The organism is Mycobacterium sp. NGS68, assembly GCF_059812195.1.
In genome coordinates, this window is the sequence record NZ_JCALCE010000014.1 from 80,071 (window position 1) to 98,499 (window position 18,429).

General features: G+C 67.2%; 18 protein-coding genes. 5 read left to right on the top strand and 13 right to left on the bottom strand.

The window, feature by feature from the left end; all coding sequences use genetic code 11:
* Positions 1-61: 61 nt before the first annotated feature.
* On the top strand, positions 62-415 hold the full coding sequence (locus AC5Y5V_RS17060; protein ID WP_499937708.1) for an RDD family protein: 354 nt from the start codon (positions 62-64) through the stop codon (positions 413-415).
* Positions 416-482: 67 nt separating this feature from the next.
* On the opposite strand, the gene AC5Y5V_RS17065 is transcribed toward AC5Y5V_RS17060, so the two are convergent.
* Positions 483-1,616, bottom strand: a complete 1,134-nt coding sequence (locus AC5Y5V_RS17065; protein ID WP_499937521.1) for an NAD(P)H-dependent amine dehydrogenase family protein — start codon at positions 1,614-1,616, stop codon at positions 483-485.
* 103 nt (positions 1,617-1,719) lie between these two features.
* On the opposite strand from AC5Y5V_RS17065, the gene AC5Y5V_RS17070 reads away from it, so the two are divergent.
* Positions 1,720-2,532: an IclR family transcriptional regulator gene (locus AC5Y5V_RS17070; protein WP_499937711.1), complete on the top strand. Its 813-nt coding sequence runs from the start codon at positions 1,720-1,722 to the stop codon at positions 2,530-2,532.
* Between the two features lie 5 nt (positions 2,533-2,537).
* Positions 2,538-3,251: a pirin family protein gene (locus AC5Y5V_RS17075; protein WP_499937523.1), complete on the top strand. Its 714-nt coding sequence runs from the start codon at positions 2,538-2,540 to the stop codon at positions 3,249-3,251.
* A gap of 7 nt (positions 3,252-3,258) precedes the next feature.
* Here the strand turns inward: AC5Y5V_RS17075 and AC5Y5V_RS17080 are convergent, their stop codons facing one another.
* The gene (locus tag AC5Y5V_RS17080) at positions 3,259-3,828 is read right to left on the bottom strand and encodes a TetR/AcrR family transcriptional regulator (protein ID WP_499937525.1); all 570 of its coding nucleotides are present in this window, start codon (positions 3,826-3,828) and stop codon (positions 3,259-3,261) included.
* A 107-nt stretch (positions 3,829-3,935) separates the two neighbouring features.
* Between AC5Y5V_RS17080 and AC5Y5V_RS17085 the strand changes: the two genes are divergently transcribed.
* Both AC5Y5V_RS17085 and AC5Y5V_RS17090 read left to right on the top strand, forming a co-directional pair.
* Positions 3,936-5,354: a YhgE/Pip domain-containing protein gene (locus tag AC5Y5V_RS17085; protein ID WP_499937528.1), complete on the top strand. Its 1,419-nt coding sequence runs from the start codon at positions 3,936-3,938 to the stop codon at positions 5,352-5,354.
* A gap of 63 nt (positions 5,355-5,417) precedes the next feature.
* Positions 5,418-6,542 carry a phosphodiester glycosidase family protein gene (locus AC5Y5V_RS17090; RefSeq protein WP_499937530.1) on the top strand — a complete coding sequence of 375 codons (1,125 nt, stop codon included), beginning with the start codon at positions 5,418-5,420 and terminating at the stop codon, positions 6,540-6,542.
* Here the strand turns inward: AC5Y5V_RS17090 and AC5Y5V_RS17095 are convergent.
* Genes AC5Y5V_RS17095 through AC5Y5V_RS17145 form a run of 11 tightly spaced genes read right to left on the bottom strand, consistent with a single transcriptional unit; the run spans position 6,539 to position 18,428 of the window.
* On the bottom strand, positions 6,539-7,213 hold the full coding sequence (locus tag AC5Y5V_RS17095) for a YoaK family protein (RefSeq protein WP_499937532.1): 675 nt from the start codon (positions 7,211-7,213) through the stop codon (positions 6,539-6,541). The genes AC5Y5V_RS17090 and AC5Y5V_RS17095 overlap by 4 nt on opposite strands.
* A gap of 13 nt (positions 7,214-7,226) precedes the next feature.
* A complete protein-coding gene (locus AC5Y5V_RS17100) occupies positions 7,227-7,961 on the bottom strand; it encodes a mammalian cell entry protein (protein ID WP_499937534.1) in 735 nt (244 codons plus the stop codon).
* Positions 7,928-8,494, bottom strand: coding sequence for an Rv1363c family protein (locus AC5Y5V_RS17105; protein WP_499937536.1), 567 nt, complete (start codon positions 8,492-8,494; stop codon positions 7,928-7,930). The genes AC5Y5V_RS17100 and AC5Y5V_RS17105 overlap by 34 nt, the downstream gene beginning before the upstream one ends.
* A complete protein-coding gene (locus tag AC5Y5V_RS17110) occupies positions 8,491-9,465 on the bottom strand; it encodes an RDD family protein (RefSeq protein WP_499937540.1) in 975 nt (324 codons plus the stop codon). Before AC5Y5V_RS17110 ends, AC5Y5V_RS17105 begins: the two co-directional genes overlap by 4 nt.
* The gene (locus AC5Y5V_RS17115; protein WP_499937544.1) at positions 9,462-10,163 is read right to left on the bottom strand and encodes an Rv1363c family protein; all 702 of its coding nucleotides are present in this window, start codon (positions 10,161-10,163) and stop codon (positions 9,462-9,464) included. The genes AC5Y5V_RS17110 and AC5Y5V_RS17115 overlap by 4 nt, the downstream gene beginning before the upstream one ends.
* Positions 10,133-11,728: an MCE family protein gene (locus AC5Y5V_RS17120; protein ID WP_499937548.1), complete on the bottom strand. Its 1,596-nt coding sequence runs from the start codon at positions 11,726-11,728 to the stop codon at positions 10,133-10,135. Before AC5Y5V_RS17120 ends, AC5Y5V_RS17115 begins: the two co-directional genes overlap by 31 nt.
* Positions 11,722-12,885 (bottom strand): virulence factor Mce family protein, encoded by a 1,164-nt coding sequence (locus AC5Y5V_RS17125; protein ID WP_499937552.1) that lies wholly within the window; start codon positions 12,883-12,885, stop codon positions 11,722-11,724. The genes AC5Y5V_RS17120 and AC5Y5V_RS17125 overlap by 7 nt, the downstream gene beginning before the upstream one ends.
* 17 nt (positions 12,886-12,902) lie before the next feature.
* Entirely contained in the window at positions 12,903-14,510 is a 1,608-nt protein-coding gene (locus AC5Y5V_RS17130; protein WP_499937557.1) for a virulence factor Mce family protein, read from the bottom strand.
* A complete protein-coding gene (locus tag AC5Y5V_RS17135) occupies positions 14,507-16,087 on the bottom strand; it encodes a virulence factor Mce family protein (protein WP_499937562.1) in 1,581 nt (526 codons plus the stop codon). The genes AC5Y5V_RS17130 and AC5Y5V_RS17135 overlap by 4 nt, the downstream gene beginning before the upstream one ends.
* Positions 16,084-17,124, bottom strand: a complete 1,041-nt coding sequence (locus AC5Y5V_RS17140; protein ID WP_499937566.1) for a virulence factor Mce family protein — start codon at positions 17,122-17,124, stop codon at positions 16,084-16,086. The genes AC5Y5V_RS17135 and AC5Y5V_RS17140 overlap by 4 nt, the downstream gene beginning before the upstream one ends.
* Complete coding sequence (locus AC5Y5V_RS17145) at positions 17,121-18,428, bottom strand: MCE family protein (protein ID WP_499937569.1); 1,308 nt, start codon at positions 18,426-18,428, stop codon at positions 17,121-17,123. The genes AC5Y5V_RS17140 and AC5Y5V_RS17145 overlap by 4 nt, the downstream gene beginning before the upstream one ends.
* Position 18,429 lies beyond the last annotated feature (1 nt).

Genomic DNA, 18,429 nt, shown 5'->3' on the forward strand with positions numbered 1-18,429 from the left:
GCGGCGTCGCCTCGTCGCGATCGACAGAACGTCGGGCCGGCCGATCGGCGGCGGGCGTCGTATGGTGGCCGCGCTTCTCGACGTGGTTCCGGTGCCGCTGATCTGTGTGGGCTATTTGGCCCTTTTCTTTTTCGTGGTCCAGCCCGCAGTGCGAAGCAAGCCCCATTTTTGGGGGATCCCGTTAGCGCTGTTGTTTTCCGCGTTCGCGGTGGCGTATTGCTTTTGGAACTGGGGCTACCGCAAAGGTAGGACGGGTTCGACCATCGGCAACGCGATCCTGAACTACCGGATCGTCAGCGCAGACGGGGGTCAGCCCGTCCGCCTGAGCGCCGGCCGGGGCGTCAAGATCGTCGCCTCCGCCGTGCTCGGCGTCCCGATCGCGTTCGCCGTGGCGGCACTGGTCTTTGTGCCCTGACGCCGAATGTCGGCTTATGTCACGCTTCGGCGCAGCCAACGTGCATCACCCGCCTCTCCGCGAAGGCCTAGAACAGCCGCGAATCCGGCGAGGGCCCCTCAACAGCCCGCACCAGACCCGCCCCGGTCACCAGCGGCAGGTCCAGCGCGGACAGCAGACCGGGCGGCGCGGCGCACACCGCCGGGATGACGTTGACCATCCGCGACGCGCCGGCCATGCGCGCGCCCAGGTCGTGGTCGTGGTCGTCGGCCATCTCGAACTCGCAGCGCATGCTCGGCGAGCCCTCGATCTCGACGCGGTAGAGGCCGCGGCCGCTCGCCTGCCCATAGCCGAGGTCCTTGGGAGTAATCGAGATGTGCGGTTGCGGCCAGTCCGGAGCGATGTCGTCGCGCATACGCGTCACGTGGTCGAGGACGAAAGTCGCGTTGCCACCGACGTAGCCGGTCAGCGTCGAGCGCATCGCCGCGATCGTCCCGGCCTCGATGCGGCCGGTCGGCGTGTCGAACGACTCCGGCGCCGGCACGCGCTCGACGTTCTCGTCGATGCGGTCGATTTTGCAACCCAGGCCGGCGGCGAGCTGATGCAACACGGGTCCCCAGCCGAATGTGAACACCCCGGGCGTGGCGGCGAACGCGCTGAACTCCGGCGGCTTGCCGAACCCGAGGATCTCGTACACCGCGGATTTGTCGGGGTAGGTGGCGTAGTTGAACATCTCGGTCACCCGCACCGACTCGATCACCCGCGACACACCCGTAAGCACCAGCGGCAGAATGTCATTGGCAAATCCGGAGTCGATGCCGGTGGTGAAGAAGGACACGCCGCCGTCCAGCGCAGCCTGCCGCAGCGGCTCGGTAAACGCCGAATCGACCGCCTCGGGATACACCAGCGGCACCACCGAACACGACACCACGTTCTTACCGGCGCGAAGGATCGACACCATGTCGTCGACGGCCTCCAGCGGCCGCAGGTTGGCGCCCGCCGCGTACACCACCACGTCGGCGTCGCCGGCGAGCATCGCTGTCGGGTCCTGCGTGGCCGCGACGCCCACCGGAGCGACGCCGCACAACTCCCCCGCGTCGCGGCCTGCCTTGGCGTCGCTGTGCACGACGAGGTCGACGAGCTGCAGCGACGGGTGATCGATCACCCCACGCAGGGCGATCAGCCCCATCGAGCCCGGTCCCCACACCCCTACCCTGAGCACACTATCTCCTAATATTAGGACGAACTTATCGATATTCTGGACCGATGCTAGGGAGCCGCGGGTGAGCCCGTCAACCGCCAAGTCGCCGCCCACCGCTCGTGTGATGGACGTGCTCAACGCGCTCGCCGACGCACCGCAGGGCCGGACGTCGGGCGAGCTCGCCAGGACGTGCGGGATCAGCACGTCGACCTGCGCGCTGATCCTGGCCGAGCTGGAACGCGGCGCCTGGGCGGCCCGGCGGGGGGACCGCCGCTACGCGCTGGGCAGTGGCCTGTTCGGGCTGGTAGACGGCCTGCGGACGCAATTTCCGCTGCTGGACCGCGGGCGTGACGCGCTGCGCTTCCTGCATGAGACCCTCGGCGCGGGCTGTTCGATGTCCAAGATCGGCGACAAGCACCTCATGACGGTCGATGCGTTCGGCCACGGCACCGACGGCGAGCACGCTGTGGGGCAGCGCTTCCCCATCGACCCGCCGTTCGGATTGGTCGCGATGGCCTGGCGCGACGACGACGTCGTCGAGGCCTGGCTGCGCCGGGTGACGCCGCGACTCACCGCCGCCGACACAGCCCAGCACCGGCGAGTCCTCGCCGATATCCGCGCGCGCGGCTACGGCGCGTGGCGGTTCGACGACACCCACCAATCGCTGCACCACCGACTGGCCACCGTGCTGGCGTCGCTGGAACCCACCGCGCGGGTGACCCGTCAGCTCACCACGCTGATGACCATGGTGACGCTACAATCGGTCACCGACGTCCTCGAAAACGCGCTCCCGGCAACCGAATTCGTCGTGCTGCCGGTCTTCGGGCGCGACGGCCAGCCGGAGTATCAGATCGAGATCCACCTCGGCGGAGCCCCCGGCCTGACGCTCCCCCAACTCGATGCCGCCCTGCGCCAGGCACAGGCCCTACTACTGTAGAAACGGTGAAAATCCGGCGAGCGGCGGACAGGGCCGTCAGCACCACCGCGTGGTTGCGGTCCCGCCATTCCTTTTCGTTCGGCGACCACTACGACCCGGCCAACACCCACCACGGGCTGCTGCTGGTGAACAACGACGACATCGTCGCTCCCGCATCGGGTTTCGACACCCACCCACACCGCGACATGGAGATCGTCACCTGGGTGCTCGACGGCGAACTGGCCCACCGAGATTCCGCCGGAAACAGCGGAGTCGTCTATCCCGGCCTCGCGCAACGCATGTCGGCGGGCAGCGGAATCCTGCATTCGGAGAAGAACGATTCATCCACGCGGCCGGTGCATTTCGTTCAGATGTGGGTGATTCCCGACGAGACCGGCATTACACCCGGTTACCAGCAGCACGACATCGCCGACGACGTGCTGGCCGGCGGCCTGGCCACGATCGCGTCAGGCATACCCGGGCGCGACGCGGCGATCACCCTGCACAATCGCGGCGCCGCGCTGCACGGTACGCGCCTGGGGCCCGGCGCCGCGGTCGCCCTGCCCGCGGCCCCCTTCGTGCACCTGTTCGTCGCGCGAGGCCGGGTCGCGCTGGAAGGGGCCGGCGAGCTCGCCGAGGGCGACGCGGCCCGGTTCACCGACGAGGATGGCCAACGGGTCACCGCGATCGAGCCGGCCGAGCTGCTGATCTGGGAGATGCACGCCGGCCTGGGCGGCTGAACACCGGTCAACCGAGGACGGCACGCACCACCGCACGGACCCGGTCCGCGACCGCGTCGGAGGAGGAGGCATCGAGCCTGCCGTCGAGATGCAGAAACGCCAGGCCGTGCACGAGCCCCCACAGACCCAGCGCCATCGCGTCCGGATCGCCGGCCGAAACCGCCCGTCGCACGATTGAATGAAGGTACTCGGTGACGGCCTCGACGGCGGCCGCCCGGTCGGCGGCGGACGGATCGCGCGGCTCGGCGAACATCGCGCGGAAAAGCCCGGGCCGACGCAGCGCGAACTGCACGTAGGCAACGGCGACGTCGGCCAGGTCGTCGACGGTGGTCGGCGCGGGGTGCGCCGCCGCCAGCTGGGCGGCCAGGTCGCGATACCCCACGGCGGCGACCGCGGACACCAGGGCCTCGCGGTCGGCGAAATGACGGTAGGGCGCACCGGCGGACACCCCGGCGCGGCGGGCCGCGGCGCGCAGCGACAGCTCGGAGACCCCGCCCTCCTCGAGAAGTTCGACGGCTGCGCGCACGAGCGCACCGGCCAGGTCGCCGTGGTGGTAGCGCCGGTCAGATCCGGACATCCGTGACCGCCCTCACAAATGTTGACACCGCTTACATTAGGCTCCTACTTTAGCAGGAAGTCGTACTCCGAGGCTCTAGAGTGGCCCGCAGACAGGGAGGAGCCCGCATGTCGCAGAAACAGCCCAAGCACGCAGCCCCCAATCCCAACGCCAGCCTGAAGTCCATCCGGACCGTGCGGTTCTGGGGTGTGCCGATCGTGGTCACGTTGGCCTTGATGTCGGCACTGGCCGCGCTGTATCTCGGCGGCATCCTGAACCCGTCCACCAACCTGCAGCATTTCCCGATCGCCGTCGTGAACGCGGACGCGGGCCCCGCGGGCGCCAAGATCGTCGACGGCCTGATGTCCAGCCCCCAGTTGGACAAGAACAAGTTCGACATCCGGGTGCTCAAGCGCGAAGACGAGGCCAAACAGCTGATGGACACCGCCCAGGTGTACGGCATGCTGTTCATCCCGGTGAACTTCTCGACCAACCTGCGCGAGTACGGCGAGAGCTCGGTGGCGCCCACCCATCCGACCCGACCGTGGGTCAGCATCTCGACGAACCAGCGGGCCGGCACCCTTGGGTCGAGCATCGCCAGCCAGACCCTGGCGAAAGTCATGGCCGAGGCGAACCCGCAAGTGGGTAAGAACCTTTCGGCCGAGGTCGCCGCGCAGACCAACAACGCGCCGCTGGCCGGGGCGGCGGCGCTGGGGCTCGCCAACCCCATCGAGGTGCGGTCCACCGTGTACAACCCGCTGCCCAATGGGACCGGCAACGGCCTCTCGGCGTTCTACTACTCGCTACTGCTGCTGCTGGCCGGGTTCACCGGCAGCATCGTGGTCAGCACGCTGGTGGACTCGATGCTCGGCTACGTGCCGGCGGAATGGGGCCCGGTGTATCGCTTCGCCGAGCAGATCAATATCTCGCGGTTCCGCACCCTGCTGGTCAAGTGGGGAATGATGATGCTGCTGGCGCTGATCACATCCGGCATTTACATGGCCATCGCGCATGGCCTCGGCATGCCGATCGACCGCGGCTGGCAGTTGTGGCTCTACGGGGTGTTTGCGATCACCGCGGTGGGGGTCACGTCCAGCTCGCTGATCGCGATCCTGGGCTCGATGGGCCTGCTGTTCAGCATGCTGATCTTCGTGATCCTCGGCTTGCCGTCGGCCGGCGCCACCGTCCCACTCGAAGCGGTCCCGACGTTCTTCCGCTGGCTCGCGAAGTTCGAGCCGATGCACCAGGTGTTCCTGGGGGTTCGGTCGCTGCTGTACCTGAACGGCCGGGGCAGCGCGGGGCTGTCCCAGGCATTGCTGATGACGGCCATCGGCCTGGCGCTCGGACTGCTACTGGGCGGCATCGTCACCCGCATGTACGACCGCAGTGGCTTCCACCGAATTCCCGGGGCGGTCGCGATGGCGATCGCCGAGGCACACCAGGCTCAACACCAGGCGCAGATCAGCAAGCGCGAAGCCGAAGCCGAAGCCGACGAGCCCGCAGAGCCCGCAGCCGAAGAGCCCGAAAGCCCAAGCGAGAAAACGTAATTGCAGCGCGGCCGAAGCGTCACGCGTCTGTTACTAAAGTTGACAGAGTGACAGATGTGACTAATGCTTGGTTCTTGCGACCCCATCCGGGCCGAAAGGGCTACCGTGCTGACACCATCTGCCGGCTTGCGCAGACTGGCCGCCTGCTGCGCCGCGGTGGCCGTGTGCGCGACGCTGGCCGTCACCACCGGTCAGCCGCTGGCCCGCGCCGCTGACGGTAGGCAGTTGCTCGAGGCGGCCATCGCGACCACCAAGGGTTCGTACCTGGTGTACAACTTCGGCGGCAGTCACCCCACCCCGATGCTCAACGGCGGTGGCGGCTGGTACGAGATGAACAACGGCGGCCACCTGATGGTCATCAAGAACGCGTCGCAGCGGCTGCAGCCGCACCTGCTGGTGGACACCCACCAGGGCGACCAGGCGCGTTGCGAGAACAACCCGGGGGCTCGCACGGCCGAGGGGCTGTGGCAGGCATCGGAGATCTACCCGCCCCTGCAGGCGTGGCAGCGGATGGGTCAGCCGACGATCGCGATCAACGCGAACTTCTTCGACGTCCGCCCGCAGAAGGGCGGCACCTGGCGTTCGACCGGCTGCAGTTCACCGCTGGGTGCCTTCGTGGACAACACCCACGGCCAGGGCCGGGCCAACCAGGCGGTCACCGGCACCGTGGCCTACCCCGGCAAACAGGGTCTTTCGGGCGGCGGTGAGAGCTGGACGTCGTTGTCGACGATGATCCTGCCGGCGGGCGGCGCGCCATACGTGTTGCGGCCCAAGGGCAGCCAGGACTACGACATGGCCACGCCGGTGGTGCAGGATCTGCTCAACAAGAACGAGCGGTTCGTCGCGGTCGCCGGCATCGGGTTGCTGTCCCCCGGCCGCACCGAGCAGCTGCACGACGGCGGGCCCAGCGCGGCCCGCACAGCGCTGGCCTACGTGAAGTCGCGCGACGAGATGTACATCTTCGAGGGCGGCAACTATACGCCCGACAACATCCAGGACCTGTTCCGCGGCCTGGGCAGCGACACCGCGATCCTGCTCGACGGCGGCGGCTCGTCGGCCATCGTGGTGCGCCGCGACACCGGGGGCATGTGGGCCGGCGCCGGATCGCCGAAGGGTTCCTGCGACACCCGGCAGGTCCTCTGCGATTCGCACGAACGCGGCCTGCCCAGCTGGCTGGCGTTCAACTAACGCGCCGCGCCGAAGCGGAAGATCAGCAGGCTCGCCGCGACCACCGCCGCGGTCACCGCGAACACCGGAGCGACGACGAACCGTGACATCGTCGCGCCGAGGAAGGCGCCGGCGCACATCGTCAAAACCACGCCAAACCGCAGCTTTTCCCGTGCACCAGTGCCGCCGGCCAGATGACTGTCCAGGCCGAGGCTGACGATCGTCGACGTCAATACCGTGGTGGACAGCTCCTGAATGCCGAACTGGCGCGCGCTCGAGTGCTGCAGGCCGAACGTCACCGCGAGCATGCCGATCATGATGAGCTTGGTGTTGTCGTGATAGTGCAGCACGCCCGCGCCGGCCAGGATCGACAAGGCAACCAGCAGCCCGATCTCCATCGTCAGCACCGTGCTGATCCAGGTCCGGGTCCGGTCCCCGAAATGCCGCCACAGCCGGCCGCTGACGATGGTGGTGCACACGAACGTCGGCAGCGCCACCACGACGGCCGTCAGGTCCACGTTGGTGTGCGGGGCCAGCCAGAACCCGAGAAAGATCACGTTGCCCGTCATGTTGGCGACGAACACGTGGCCGAGCACCAGGATGCTGATCGCGTCGGCCAACCCGGTGGCGAACGTCAGCAGCAGCAGCGCCACGACGGTCCGCCGTTCGGAAACCGGCGAGGTAACGGCCACGGACCCGATCGCGCTAGAGCTGAGGCGTCAGGTTCAGTGAGGTGACGGTCGTCATCCGAGTCACCAGCCAGCGACCGCGGTCGTGCTTCATGCTCAGCCGGTAAGACAGGTACCTCAGGGCCGGGATGTTCTTCTTCAGCGGCGTGGTCGAGGTCGTGTTCGTGTACACGATGGCGATCGCGTTCGCGCCGTCGAGCGATTCCACGCCCGCGCCCGTGACCTGCGTGCTGCTGCTGATCTTGGCCTGCTTGTTCGGTGACGCCATCTCGTCGACGAACTTGCGGTACTGCGCCGCGAAGTCGCCGTAGAGGTAGTGCTGGGCCCGGTCGGCCAGGCTGTCGATATTCTCCGGCGTGTAGGACCACAGCGTGGTGATCGCGTTGGCAGCCGTACGGGCGATGTTGAGTTTGGTTGCGACGACGGCGCGTTCCGACAGGTACGCCTGCATGGTCGAGCCCGCGAACGCGGCCGAACCGACGAACAGCAGACTCGCCGCCACCGCGATGGCGATGGCCGTGCGCCTACCGATCAGCGGCTTGGTCCGCGGCTCACGAACGCGTTTGGGCCGGGTACGACGGACCTTCTTGGTCGGCTTCTTCTTGTCTTCGGCCTTCTCGGGAGCCACGTCCTCTTCCGCGGCCTCGGCGGCCTCGGCTTTTTCCGTGGCCTCGGCTTCCTCCGTGGCCTCCTCGGTAGGCACGTCCGCTTCGACGGTCAGATCACCTGCAGCAGGTTGCTGATCTTCCACTGATTCCCTTCCTGCTTGGCGGTCGCCGTCCAGCGATTGGTGTTGTGGAACACCTGTTTCTCGTCGGCCGATTTCGACGTCACGTCGGTCGCCACCAGCACGCTGACGCTGCCGTCGTCGTTCCACCGTTCCACTCCCGCGCCCAGGACGGCGCCGGTGGCCGGCTCGGCCCGGGCGATCTGCAGGAGCGTCTGGTTGGCCGTCTCCTGGAAGTGCTTGCTGAACTCGCCCGTCGCCTGGGCCAAGATCCGGTCGACGTAGTCGTTTGCATGGTACGGGTCGATGGTGGTGAACCCGGTCATGAACCAGCTCACGTAGCTGAGCGCTTCGCGGTCCTTCTGCGCGGCGCGGTGATGGGTCTCGTGAGCCATCAGCATCAGCGCGGAGACCGTGATCGCCGCGACGGCCAGGACCGCGGCGAGCGCGGCGGCGAGCGCAAACTCCCACCGCCGCGCGGGCGACGGCGTAGGGCGGGCCGGCAACTCGTCCAGCAACAATGCCTCGCCGGGCCGAAACTTGCGGCGCGGGCTCATCGTTGACCCCCGGCCGCCCTCGGGGCCGTCAGCACCGCGAGGTTGTCGACGAGCCAGCGGTCGCCAGGGCCTTTGACGAAATTCGCCTGCACGCCCGCCGTGATGTAACGCTGCGCGTCCCCTTCGCCGCGACGGCCGTGCATGAAGACCAGCATGCTGGCCCGGTCCGGACTGGCCGACTGAATCGAGCTATCGGTCACCCAGTACTCGTTGGGCTCCAGCGGCGCCTTCTGGACCCGTGCCTGCTGGGCGGCCAGCTGCGGCCGGTAGTTATCGCTGGCCATGGACAAGGCGCGCGCGAAGTCGTCCTTCGCCGTTTTCGGGTCGTACGTCAGCATCTGCGCGACCATCCTGGGGCCCTGAATCGCGATGTCCGCGCGGGTCTGGTCGGTGGCCCGTTCCTGCCGGTACACAACCGCGTAGCTCAGGTGCGCCCCATCCATGCACAGCACCACCGCGACCAGCATCACCACGATGGTCCAGCGCAGGATGTCGCGCGGCCGCTCGTCGGGTTCGACGCGCCGTACCTCGGTGCGCAGCAACATGTCGGCGAACGTCCGGCGCTTCGCATCCCACAGGGGCCACAGCCATCCCACCAGCAGCGAGACCGTGTCCAGCAGGTGGGCCACGTCCCGCGCCAGCAGCGTCCATGCCCCGGGCCTGTCCCCGTCGCGAAGCACCACGATGCCGCAGAAGGCGCGGCCCAGGCTCCACCCGGTAATCGCGGGCAGCAGCAATCGATTGACCAGCAACAGCAGGCTGGCGAGAGCCAACACCGAAATGGCGGCCCACGACCACGCGCTGCCGACCGGCATGGTGCGCCAGACCAACAGCATCGTGACGATCACGACCAGCGGCGGCACCACGTCGATCGCGAAGGCACCCGCCCGCACGGGCCACGACGCCAGGTTGGTGGGCGCTGGCTCGTCGACAACCGTGACGGCCTCCGGCTTTTCGGCCAGCAACGTCACTTCGTCACCGTGTCGAGTTTCGCGATCTTGTACTGCCCCTCCACCGGCGCCATCTTGACGCGCAGGCGGTAGCCGGTCTCCTGGTTCTGCGCCGCGTTGTTGGACACCTTGACGCGCACCGCGACCAGCACGTCGACTGAACCGTCGCTGTTGTTGCGCTCGACCGCCGCCCGCTCGTCGGTGACCTGCACGTGCACATTCGCGGCCTGGTACGCCTGCACGAGCATGCTCGTGTACAGCAGTGCCTGCGACCGGTATTCGTCGGTGCCGCAGTCGATGATCTTCTGCTCGCTCTGGGCCATCGCGTTCGTGTCGGGCGCCTGCGTCGCCGCGACGCACACCTTCGCCGCGTCGAGCGCCGCCCTGTTCTTGCGGTCGAGGGCCTGGCTCTCGTGGTGCGAACGCATTGCGAAGTAACCGCCGACGCCGAGGCCTCCCGCCGCCAGTAGCAGCACGGAAGCGATCAGCGCCAGCCAGCCGCGGCCTACCCGCGACGGCCCGCGCTCGACAGCGGGGACCGGGGCCACTTCGGTGGGCTCGGACGCGGAAGGCTCGGGCGCCGAAAGCTCAGACGCCGAGAGCTCAGTTGTCTTTTCGGTTCCGGCTTCGGATTCTGGCGAATCCTCGGCTTCAACCTCGGTACGCAACGAATCGTCGTCGGTGGGGTTCAGCCGGCTGGTGCCAGCATCTCCTTCCATCCGTCGTCTCCTGTTTTGGTCGAGTTTTCGACGGAGTATCTCACGCCGTCGGGCCCTACCAGTTGACCGCTCTGCGGACTGTATACCGCCGAGGGAGGTCCGCTCGGAGTGTAGACACACGGGTTGGGCTGTTGTCCGTTGCATTGCACCGTACCTGAACCGGGCCGCTGCAACGGGTCACTCACCGGTGGTGGCGTCAATCCGCCGGGTGGAAGCCGGTCGGCGGGCGCCGGGTTGAGGCCGTTGTTCACCGACGGCGCCGGGATGACCTGGCCGGGCCGCACCGACTGGTCACAGCGGGCGGACGGCGCCGGGCAGGTCAGCAGCTGGTTGGGGTCGCCGAACCACGGGTTGGTGCCCAGCGGAACGTACGGATGCGGGTCGCGGCACTCGCGCGGCGTGGCGGCCCGCTTGCCGGGCACATCCACACAGGGGATGTTGCGCGACCCGCGGACGCTGTTGGCCGGAGTATCCATCGGGATCTTGCAGTACGTCCCGCTCGGCAGCGGCGCGACCTTGGTATCCGCCGGAGACCGCCATTCCGCGGCGGGGATGAAGCCGGTCAGGCAGGGCGGCGGCTGGTTGATGGACAACGCCAGGTCCAGGGCGGCGTAGTTCGGGAACGGGGCGGCCACGGTCTGCGCGATCGAAGCACCCTGCGGCAGGAACACCAGCACCTGCTCGAGGCCTGCGTGGTAGCGCTTGAGCATCTCGATCACGACCTCGAGGTTCGCCAGCACCTGCGGCAAAGACTCCCGGACGTCGCTGAACACCTCGTTGACCTGGTCGGCGGTCGGCGCGGCCTGCCTCAGCACGCTGCGCAGGTTCTGGTCCCGGGCCGCCGTCTGCGCGGCCAGGCTGTTCAGATTGCGCGCCCAGCGCTCAATGTTGTCGCCGGACCGGACCTGGCTCTCGATGACCGGTCCCGAGTGCTGGATCAGGTCGTTGATGTCGGTGATCTGGGTCTTGAAGTCGCCGACGATCGCCTGGGTGGAGTTGACCAGCCGCTGCAGGGCCGGACCCAGCCCGCCGAGCCCTTGCGCCGTCTCGTCGAGCAGCTTGGGGATCTTCTCCTTGGGCAACACGGCCAGACCGCGGTTCGCGGTGTCCAGCGCCGGTCCGATCTCGCTGGGCACGGTGTTCCGGCACTTCGGGCCCGGTCCACAACCGATGGTCGAGCCGGGTGAAAGGAACTTCCCGTTGTTGTTGCCGTTCGACACCAGGTCCAGGTACTGCTCACCCACCGCCGACACGGAATGCACATTCGCGGTCGCGTCGATCGGGACTTCGTAGTCGTCGTTGATGCTCATCTTTGCGAAGGCCCCGGTGGGGGTGGGCCTGACCTCGGTGACCTTGCCGATCGTGATGCCGCGATAGGTCACGTTCGCCGTCGGGTACAGGCCGCCCGACGCAGGCAGTTCGGCGTTGAGCTCGTACCGCACCGGGTTGATCGCGTTCGGGAGCAGCGTCGGAATCTGCAGGTAGTAGATGCCGAGGACGGACAGCACGATCACGGTCATGACCCCGAACAGGATCAGTTGGCGCTTGATGAAGGGAGTTAGCATTGCCCTCTCTCCGCCCTTTCCACCAGCGGCCCACCGGGCGCGTCGTTCGGGTTCGACGTGTAGCGGACGTCGGGGATCATCGTCTCCGGGTCGCGCCCGTACGACTGCTCGAGCGCCCGCAGCGCGCCGGACAACCCGGTACCAGTCAGGAACGCGTTGTCGATGGAGCTGTAGGTGACGTCCAGCGTCAGCGACAGGTTCTGGTAGTCACCGCGGAAGATCTTCGGGACGGTGTCGATGTCGAACGGCTGCGTCAGGATCAGCTTTAGCGCGCCGATCAGATACGGCGACGCCTTGCCCAGTTCCCGCAGCGGGCATTGCAGCGACGCCAGGTTCTGATGCAGCGGCCCTCGTGCCTCACCGACGTACTGCGCGGTGACCTGGCTCAGCCTGCCGACCGCGTCGACGGCGTTGATCAGCAGGTTCTGCGTGTCGGCAAAATGCTTGATCAGCGGCGGAACGTCGGTCAGCACCCGATCCAGCACGTCGCTGCGGCCGCCCACGTAGGTCAGCAGCCGGTTGGTGGAGTCGATCGCGTGGGTGATGTCCTCGCGCTGCTCGTTCAACTGGCGGGTGAAGGTCGACAGCTTGCCCAGGAACGCGTGGATCTGGTCGCCGCGCCCGTTGAGGATGTCGTACACCTCGTTCTGCAGCGTTTCCAGGTTCGGGATGCCCCCGCCGCGCAACACCAGCGAAAGACTCGCCAGGGTTTGCTCGGTGGTGGGGTAGGCCGACGAATTCTTCAGCCGGATGATGTCGCCGTCCTTGAGCAACTCCGGTGACGGGGGCTCGTTCTCCGGCGCCCCCAACTCCACGTGCTGCGAACCCAGCAAACTGGTCTGGCCGATCTTGGCCCTCGCGTTGCGCGGCAGCTTCGTCTTCTTGCTGATCCCCAGCTTCAGCGTGGCGACCCAGTTCCTCAGCTCGATCGATTTGATCGAGCCGACGAACACGTCGGCCACCAGCACCTTGCTGTTGCCGTTGATCGCCAGCGTGTCGGGCATCTCCACGTACACCGTGTAGGCGTCCGACCCGCCCCCAGGCCCACCGGGGATGGTGACGTTGGAGATGCCCTTCCAGCCGCACGAGCTCAACATCAGGGCGATGCCCAGCAGCGCCGTTGCCTGCCAGCTGCGGCGGCGGATCAGCCGTGTCATGCGTGTCGCCATAGTCACTAGTTCATCCCTGCCTCAGCGGGCAACGGCGCTCCCACCGGTGCCGGGGCGGGCCCAGGACCGGGACCGGGAGCCGGTGTGGGGGCGACGGGACCCGGAATCACTGCCGGCCCGGGCGGCGGCGGCTGCACCGGCACCGGCGCGTTCAAGCCGATGGGCGGCACGATCGGGTTCTCGTCGTAGGCGTTCGGTGGTCCCGGAGGCGTCTGCAGCGTCGACTGCACCGGCGGGATGTCCGGGCCACCCATCAGCTCCGACAACGACTCGGGGGTCATCAGGCCGGCCGTGATCGGTCCCACCTTGGTGCCCTGCATGCCGGGTGCGACGATCCAGCCCTGCTGCGTGTTGCGGTGCGACGTCGGGGTGTCCGGTACCCAGATACCCGGGACGGTGGTGTCCTTGTACCCGGGCGGCGGCTGCAGCCGTGGCTCGGAGTAGGCGATGTGCTTCGGCAGCGTCTCCGCGGTGCTGAACAGGTTCAACCCGAACGGGAAGTAGTTGAACTTGATCGCGTCCAGGATCGGCGCGAGGTACTGCGCGCAGAGCTCGGCCGACTCCTGGTAGCCGAGCCGGCTACCGGCCTGCACCGAACTGCAGATGAACTGCATCGGGTTCGCGAAGGTGATCGACGGAATCGCGACCACCGACCCGTGCGACGGGTGATAGATCTGGTTGACGTTCGCCGCCGCCGTGGGAAGCACGTGCAGGGCCGTCTCCAACCCGTTCAGTGGCTCCGACTGCAGCAGCGTGTTCGTGACCGTCTCCAGGTTGTTGACGTCGGTCGTCAGCACCGCGCGGTTCTTGTCCAGGAACGGCCGCACCGTCGTCAGCAGGGAGTCGATCTGGCTCACCGCGTTGGACAGGTCGTGGTCGGAGCGGGCCAGCCGGCTGGTGAACGAAGCCAGGTTCTGGTTCAGGGCGACGAACTGCTGGTCGTCGGCGTGCAGCGCGTTGACGAACAGCGCCAGGCTGCGCACCACCGCGAAGAAGTCACCGCGTCCGTCGTTGAGCGCCGTCAGCGCCTCCGAGAGGTTGTTCAACGTCGCGTTGAATTGCTTGCCCTTGCCCTCGAAACCGTCGGCAAACGAGTTGATGACCTCACCGAACGGACCCTGGGGCTGCTCCTTCGTCGGGCCCAGCTTGGAGATGATGTCGGTGATGCTGTTGCGCAGCTCGTCCCACTCCGTCGGCACCTCGGTGCGCTTGATCGTCGCGCCGTCGGCCAACACGGGGCCACCCTTGTAAGGCGGCTCCAGCTGGATGCTGCGCGACGCCACCAGCGTCGGGTTGAGGATCACCGCCTTGGCATCGGCCGGGACCTTGTATTTGCTCTCGTAGTGAAACTTGACCTTCATCTTGTCGCCGGCCGGCGTGATCTCGTCGATCGTGCCGACCTTCAGCCCCATGATCTGGACCTTGTCACCGCTGTAGAGGGCGTTCGTCTGGTCGAAGAAGGCAAAGACGGTGTTCGTCGTCAGCTTTTGATACAGGTTGTAGCCCACGTAGGCGGCGACCAGACCGAGCACCACCACCAGCGATCCGATGATGACCGACGTCCGTGACAGCACCGGCAACTTGATGTTGCGGATATCAAAGGCAGTACTCAATTCTGGCTACCTCCCCCAGCACCGCTACCGCCGGCGCCACCCGGGTTGATGAACGGTGCCGGCAATCGCGGCCCAGGGCCGGCCGGCGCGGGCGGGCCTGGGGGCAGGCCCGGTGCGAATGTTGACGGGGGCGCAGGTGGGGAGCCGTCGGTGCGTGCCAGCGGCGGCGCGCCGGGCACCGGCACCGGCGTGCCCGGGACACCCGGAGGCGCCTGGCCCGGACGTCCGCTACCGGGAATCCCCGGAGTCGGCGGCAGCCCGTCGGGGTTCGGCGGCGACGCCTGCACGTCGACCGGGACCGGGAAACCGCCCGGCACCGGCCCGAACGGACCCTGGGTAATGCCGGCGCAGGGCAACGGGTTGCCTGGACGCGGCAGACCCTGGTCGCCGACGGTGACGTTGCCGCCGGGATTGGCCGGGGTGTACGAGCACGGCGACCCGGGCGGGACGGCCGGTCCCGGGTGCTCCGGGGTGCCCTCCAGCACCAGCGGCGGCGGCGGCGGTGCGCCATTGGGGAACCGGGTGCCGTTGGGGTCGGGCCACCGGAACTCCGGCAATCCGGCGCTGCGCCAGAAGTTTTCGGGGTCCAGGCCGCGCTTCTTGAACGCCGCGTCGATGAACGGCTGGATGATCTGACCCGGTGCCAGGTTGTGCAGCACCACCTTGAAGAACGGTCCCGAACCGATCGCCTCGTTCAGCGAGGGCAGGAACTTGCCGACCTCGGTCAGACCGACCGCCAGGTCGTCCTTGCGCTGCACCAGGATGTCGCTGACCTGATGCAGCTGTTCCAGCACGTGGTTCAGGTTCGGGTTGTCGTTGATCAGCCCCGCCAGCTGGGTCGAGAACGACGAGATGTTGCCCAGCAGCGCGTTGATGGCGCGGCCACGCTCCTCGAACGCGGCCAGCAGCGTGTTGGCGTTGACCAACGCCCGGTCCACCTGCTGGCTGCGGTCGCCCAGCACGCTGGCCACCTGGTTGGCCTGGGCGAGCAGGTGTTTGATCTCCTCGTCGCGCTTGCCGATGGTGTCGGAGAAGTTGGCGACGCCCTCAAGGGCCGCACTCAGGTGCGGATAGGTCTGGTCGACGGTCTGCGACAGCACATGCAGCGACTCTTTGACCGAGGCGATGTCCCAGTGCGTCGCCGCCTTGGTGACGTCGAAGAACGCGTCGTAAATCTGATAGGGCGTGGTGCTTTGCGCGATCCGCAGGGTGCCTCCGGGCTTGAGCAGCTGGCTGCCGCGCGCCTCGATCTCGAGGACCTTCTTGCCGAGGATGGTGTCGGTGCGCACCGCAATGCGGCTCTCGGTGCCGATCCGGTTGGTGCCGATCGAGAACTTCATCACGATGTGGTCGCCGTCGATCTTGAGCTCTTCGACCTTGCCGACCTCGAAGCCGGCGATGCGGACCTTGTCGCCCTTGTTGAGGCCGCCGGTGTCGGAGAACTCCCCGTAGTAGCTGGGCCGAGCGAAGATCATGGGGACGCTCGTGAAGCTCTGGCCCACGCCGATGACCAGGATCGTCACCACGATCCCCATGAGCCCGATGTGAAGTCGGTTGGCAGGTTCGAGAGTTCTCATTGCGGCGAGCACCTACCCGACGGCTGGTGGAAGAGCCGGACCGTGCGGACGGGTCCGCCGGCCTGCAGCCCATTGATTTTCAGAGTGATATCGCAGGAGTAGAAGTTGACGAAGTCGCCGTAGGAGCCGATGCTGCGCCCGATCGAGTTCAGCGCGCCCGGCACCTTGTGCAGGAAGTCCTGAAGCTGCTGACTCTGATCGATGAGCGGCTGCTGGACCGCGTCCAGGTAGTTGACCGCCTTGTGCAGCAGGGCGCGGTCCTCGGCCAACAGGTCGGCTACCGTGCCCGCGGCATTGCTGATGTTGGCGGTCCCGGCGGCCAGCGGGTCGGCGTGGTTCTTCAGACCGGTGATCAGCACCTCGAGGTTGTTGACGGTCTGGTCGAACTCCTTGCGGTGCCGAACCGTGGTGTCCAGCACCGTGTTCAGGTTCTTGACCACCTCACCGATCGCCTGGTCCCGCTCGGCGAGCCTGGACGTCAGCTGCGCGGTGTTGTCGAGGATGTCGTTGATGGTTCCGCCCTGCCCCTGGAACACGGTGATCAGGGTCCTCGCCAGCGTGTTCACCTTGTCGGGATCCAGCGCCTTGAACACCGGCTTGAAGCCACCGATCAGCGCGTCGAGGTCCAGGGCCGGCGACGTCCGCGCCAGGGGGATGAATCCGCCGGGCGCGAGCACCCTGTCAGACCCGTCGCCGGTACCGCGCTTGAGTTCGAGGTAGCGGTTGCCGATCAGGTCGAGGTAGCGGATCTGGGCCGTCGTCGACTGGTACAGCGGCACCGAGCGGTCGACGTTGAACTCCACCCGCGCGCGCTTGCCGCCGTCGACCAGCTCGACCTTGCTGACCTTGCCGATCTCCACTCCGGAGGCGCGCACGAATTGACCGGCCCGCAGACCGCTGACATTGCTGAACTCCGCGGAATAACCGTGGGTGCGGTCGAAGCGGATCTGACCGAACACGATGAAGATCATCACGGTGAAGAGCAGCAGCACCACCGAGAAGATGCCGAGTTTGAGGAGCGTACCGGTGATTTTCATGGGTTGATCGTGTTATCCCCTACCTGACGGCCCCAGACGTACTCGATCGCGTAGGGCGAACCGGTGTCGACGTGGTTGTACGGCGCGAGGCTGTTGCCGCTGTCCATCACGAGGTTGGGCGCGGGCCACAGCTGACGGGTGATCTTCTGCCAGCATCCCGGCGCCCCGCCCGGCCCGCCGCGCGCGTTCACCCGCGGCAGGTTCTCCGGATAGGTATAGGGGTTGGGCGCACCGCCAACCACGCCGGGGAATGCCGCCAGCAGGGTGGGCAACAACGACACGGGGTTCAGGAGCAATGCCAGCCCCGACGTCGCCTCGGTGTGGGTGTTGAGCGAGTAGCCGTTGCCGCCGAGGAACTGGGCGGCCTTGGGTTCGATGTCGTGGTAGTTGCGCACCATGCAGAACAGCTCCGGGCTGTAGGTGTCCAGCAGCTGCGCTGTCGGCACCAGGTCCTTGGCGCCGCGCGCCAGGTAGGGGCCGCCCCGGCCGATGACGTCCGCGCCGGTGTTGCCGAACCCGGCCGCCGACAACAGCGCCTGGTCCAGATCCCGCTGCTGCGCGTTGAAGGTGCGTGACGTGATCACCGCGTTGTTGAGGAAGTCGAACAGGTCCGGTGCGGCGTTGGCGTAGGTGTCGCCCAGCGCCGCCAGCTGCTGGATGTCGCGACGGGCCTGCGGCATCTGCGGGTTGACGTCATCGAGTATCGCGTTGCCGTTGACGATCGACTGGCCGAACTTGTCGCCCAGCCCGGTCAGCGCCTGCGCGGCCGCGCTCAGCGTCAGGTTCAGCTTGACCGGGTCCACCTTCTCCGAGATCGAGGTGATGGTCTGGAACAAGGTGTTGATCTCGGTCGTCACCGAATCGGCGTGGATGATGTGCCGCTTGGGGTCGAAGTGCCCGCGCGGCGCCTCTTTCGTCGGCGTGGTCAGCGACACGTACTTGCCACCGAACACCGTGGTCGCCTTGATGTCGGCGACGACGTTCTCCGGAACCACGCCGTCGGGCCCGATGTACTGGGGATACACGTCGAGGGTGAACTTCGCGGCCGGTTTGCCTTCGCGGGTGACCTCTTCGATCTTGTCGACGCGGCCGATCTCCACCCCGTTGAAGGTGACCTTCGAGCCCGGGTCCATGACCAGGCCCGCGCGGTAGGACTCCAGCGTCACCTTCGTCTTGGGCGTCAGGGCCCCGCGGAACTCGGCGAAGACCCAGACGAAAATCACGGCCGCGATGACCAGCAGGCCGAGGCCGGCCAGCATGTACGGCGGGTTGCGGGGCTTGTTGAGCTTGCCTGGTGTCGTCATG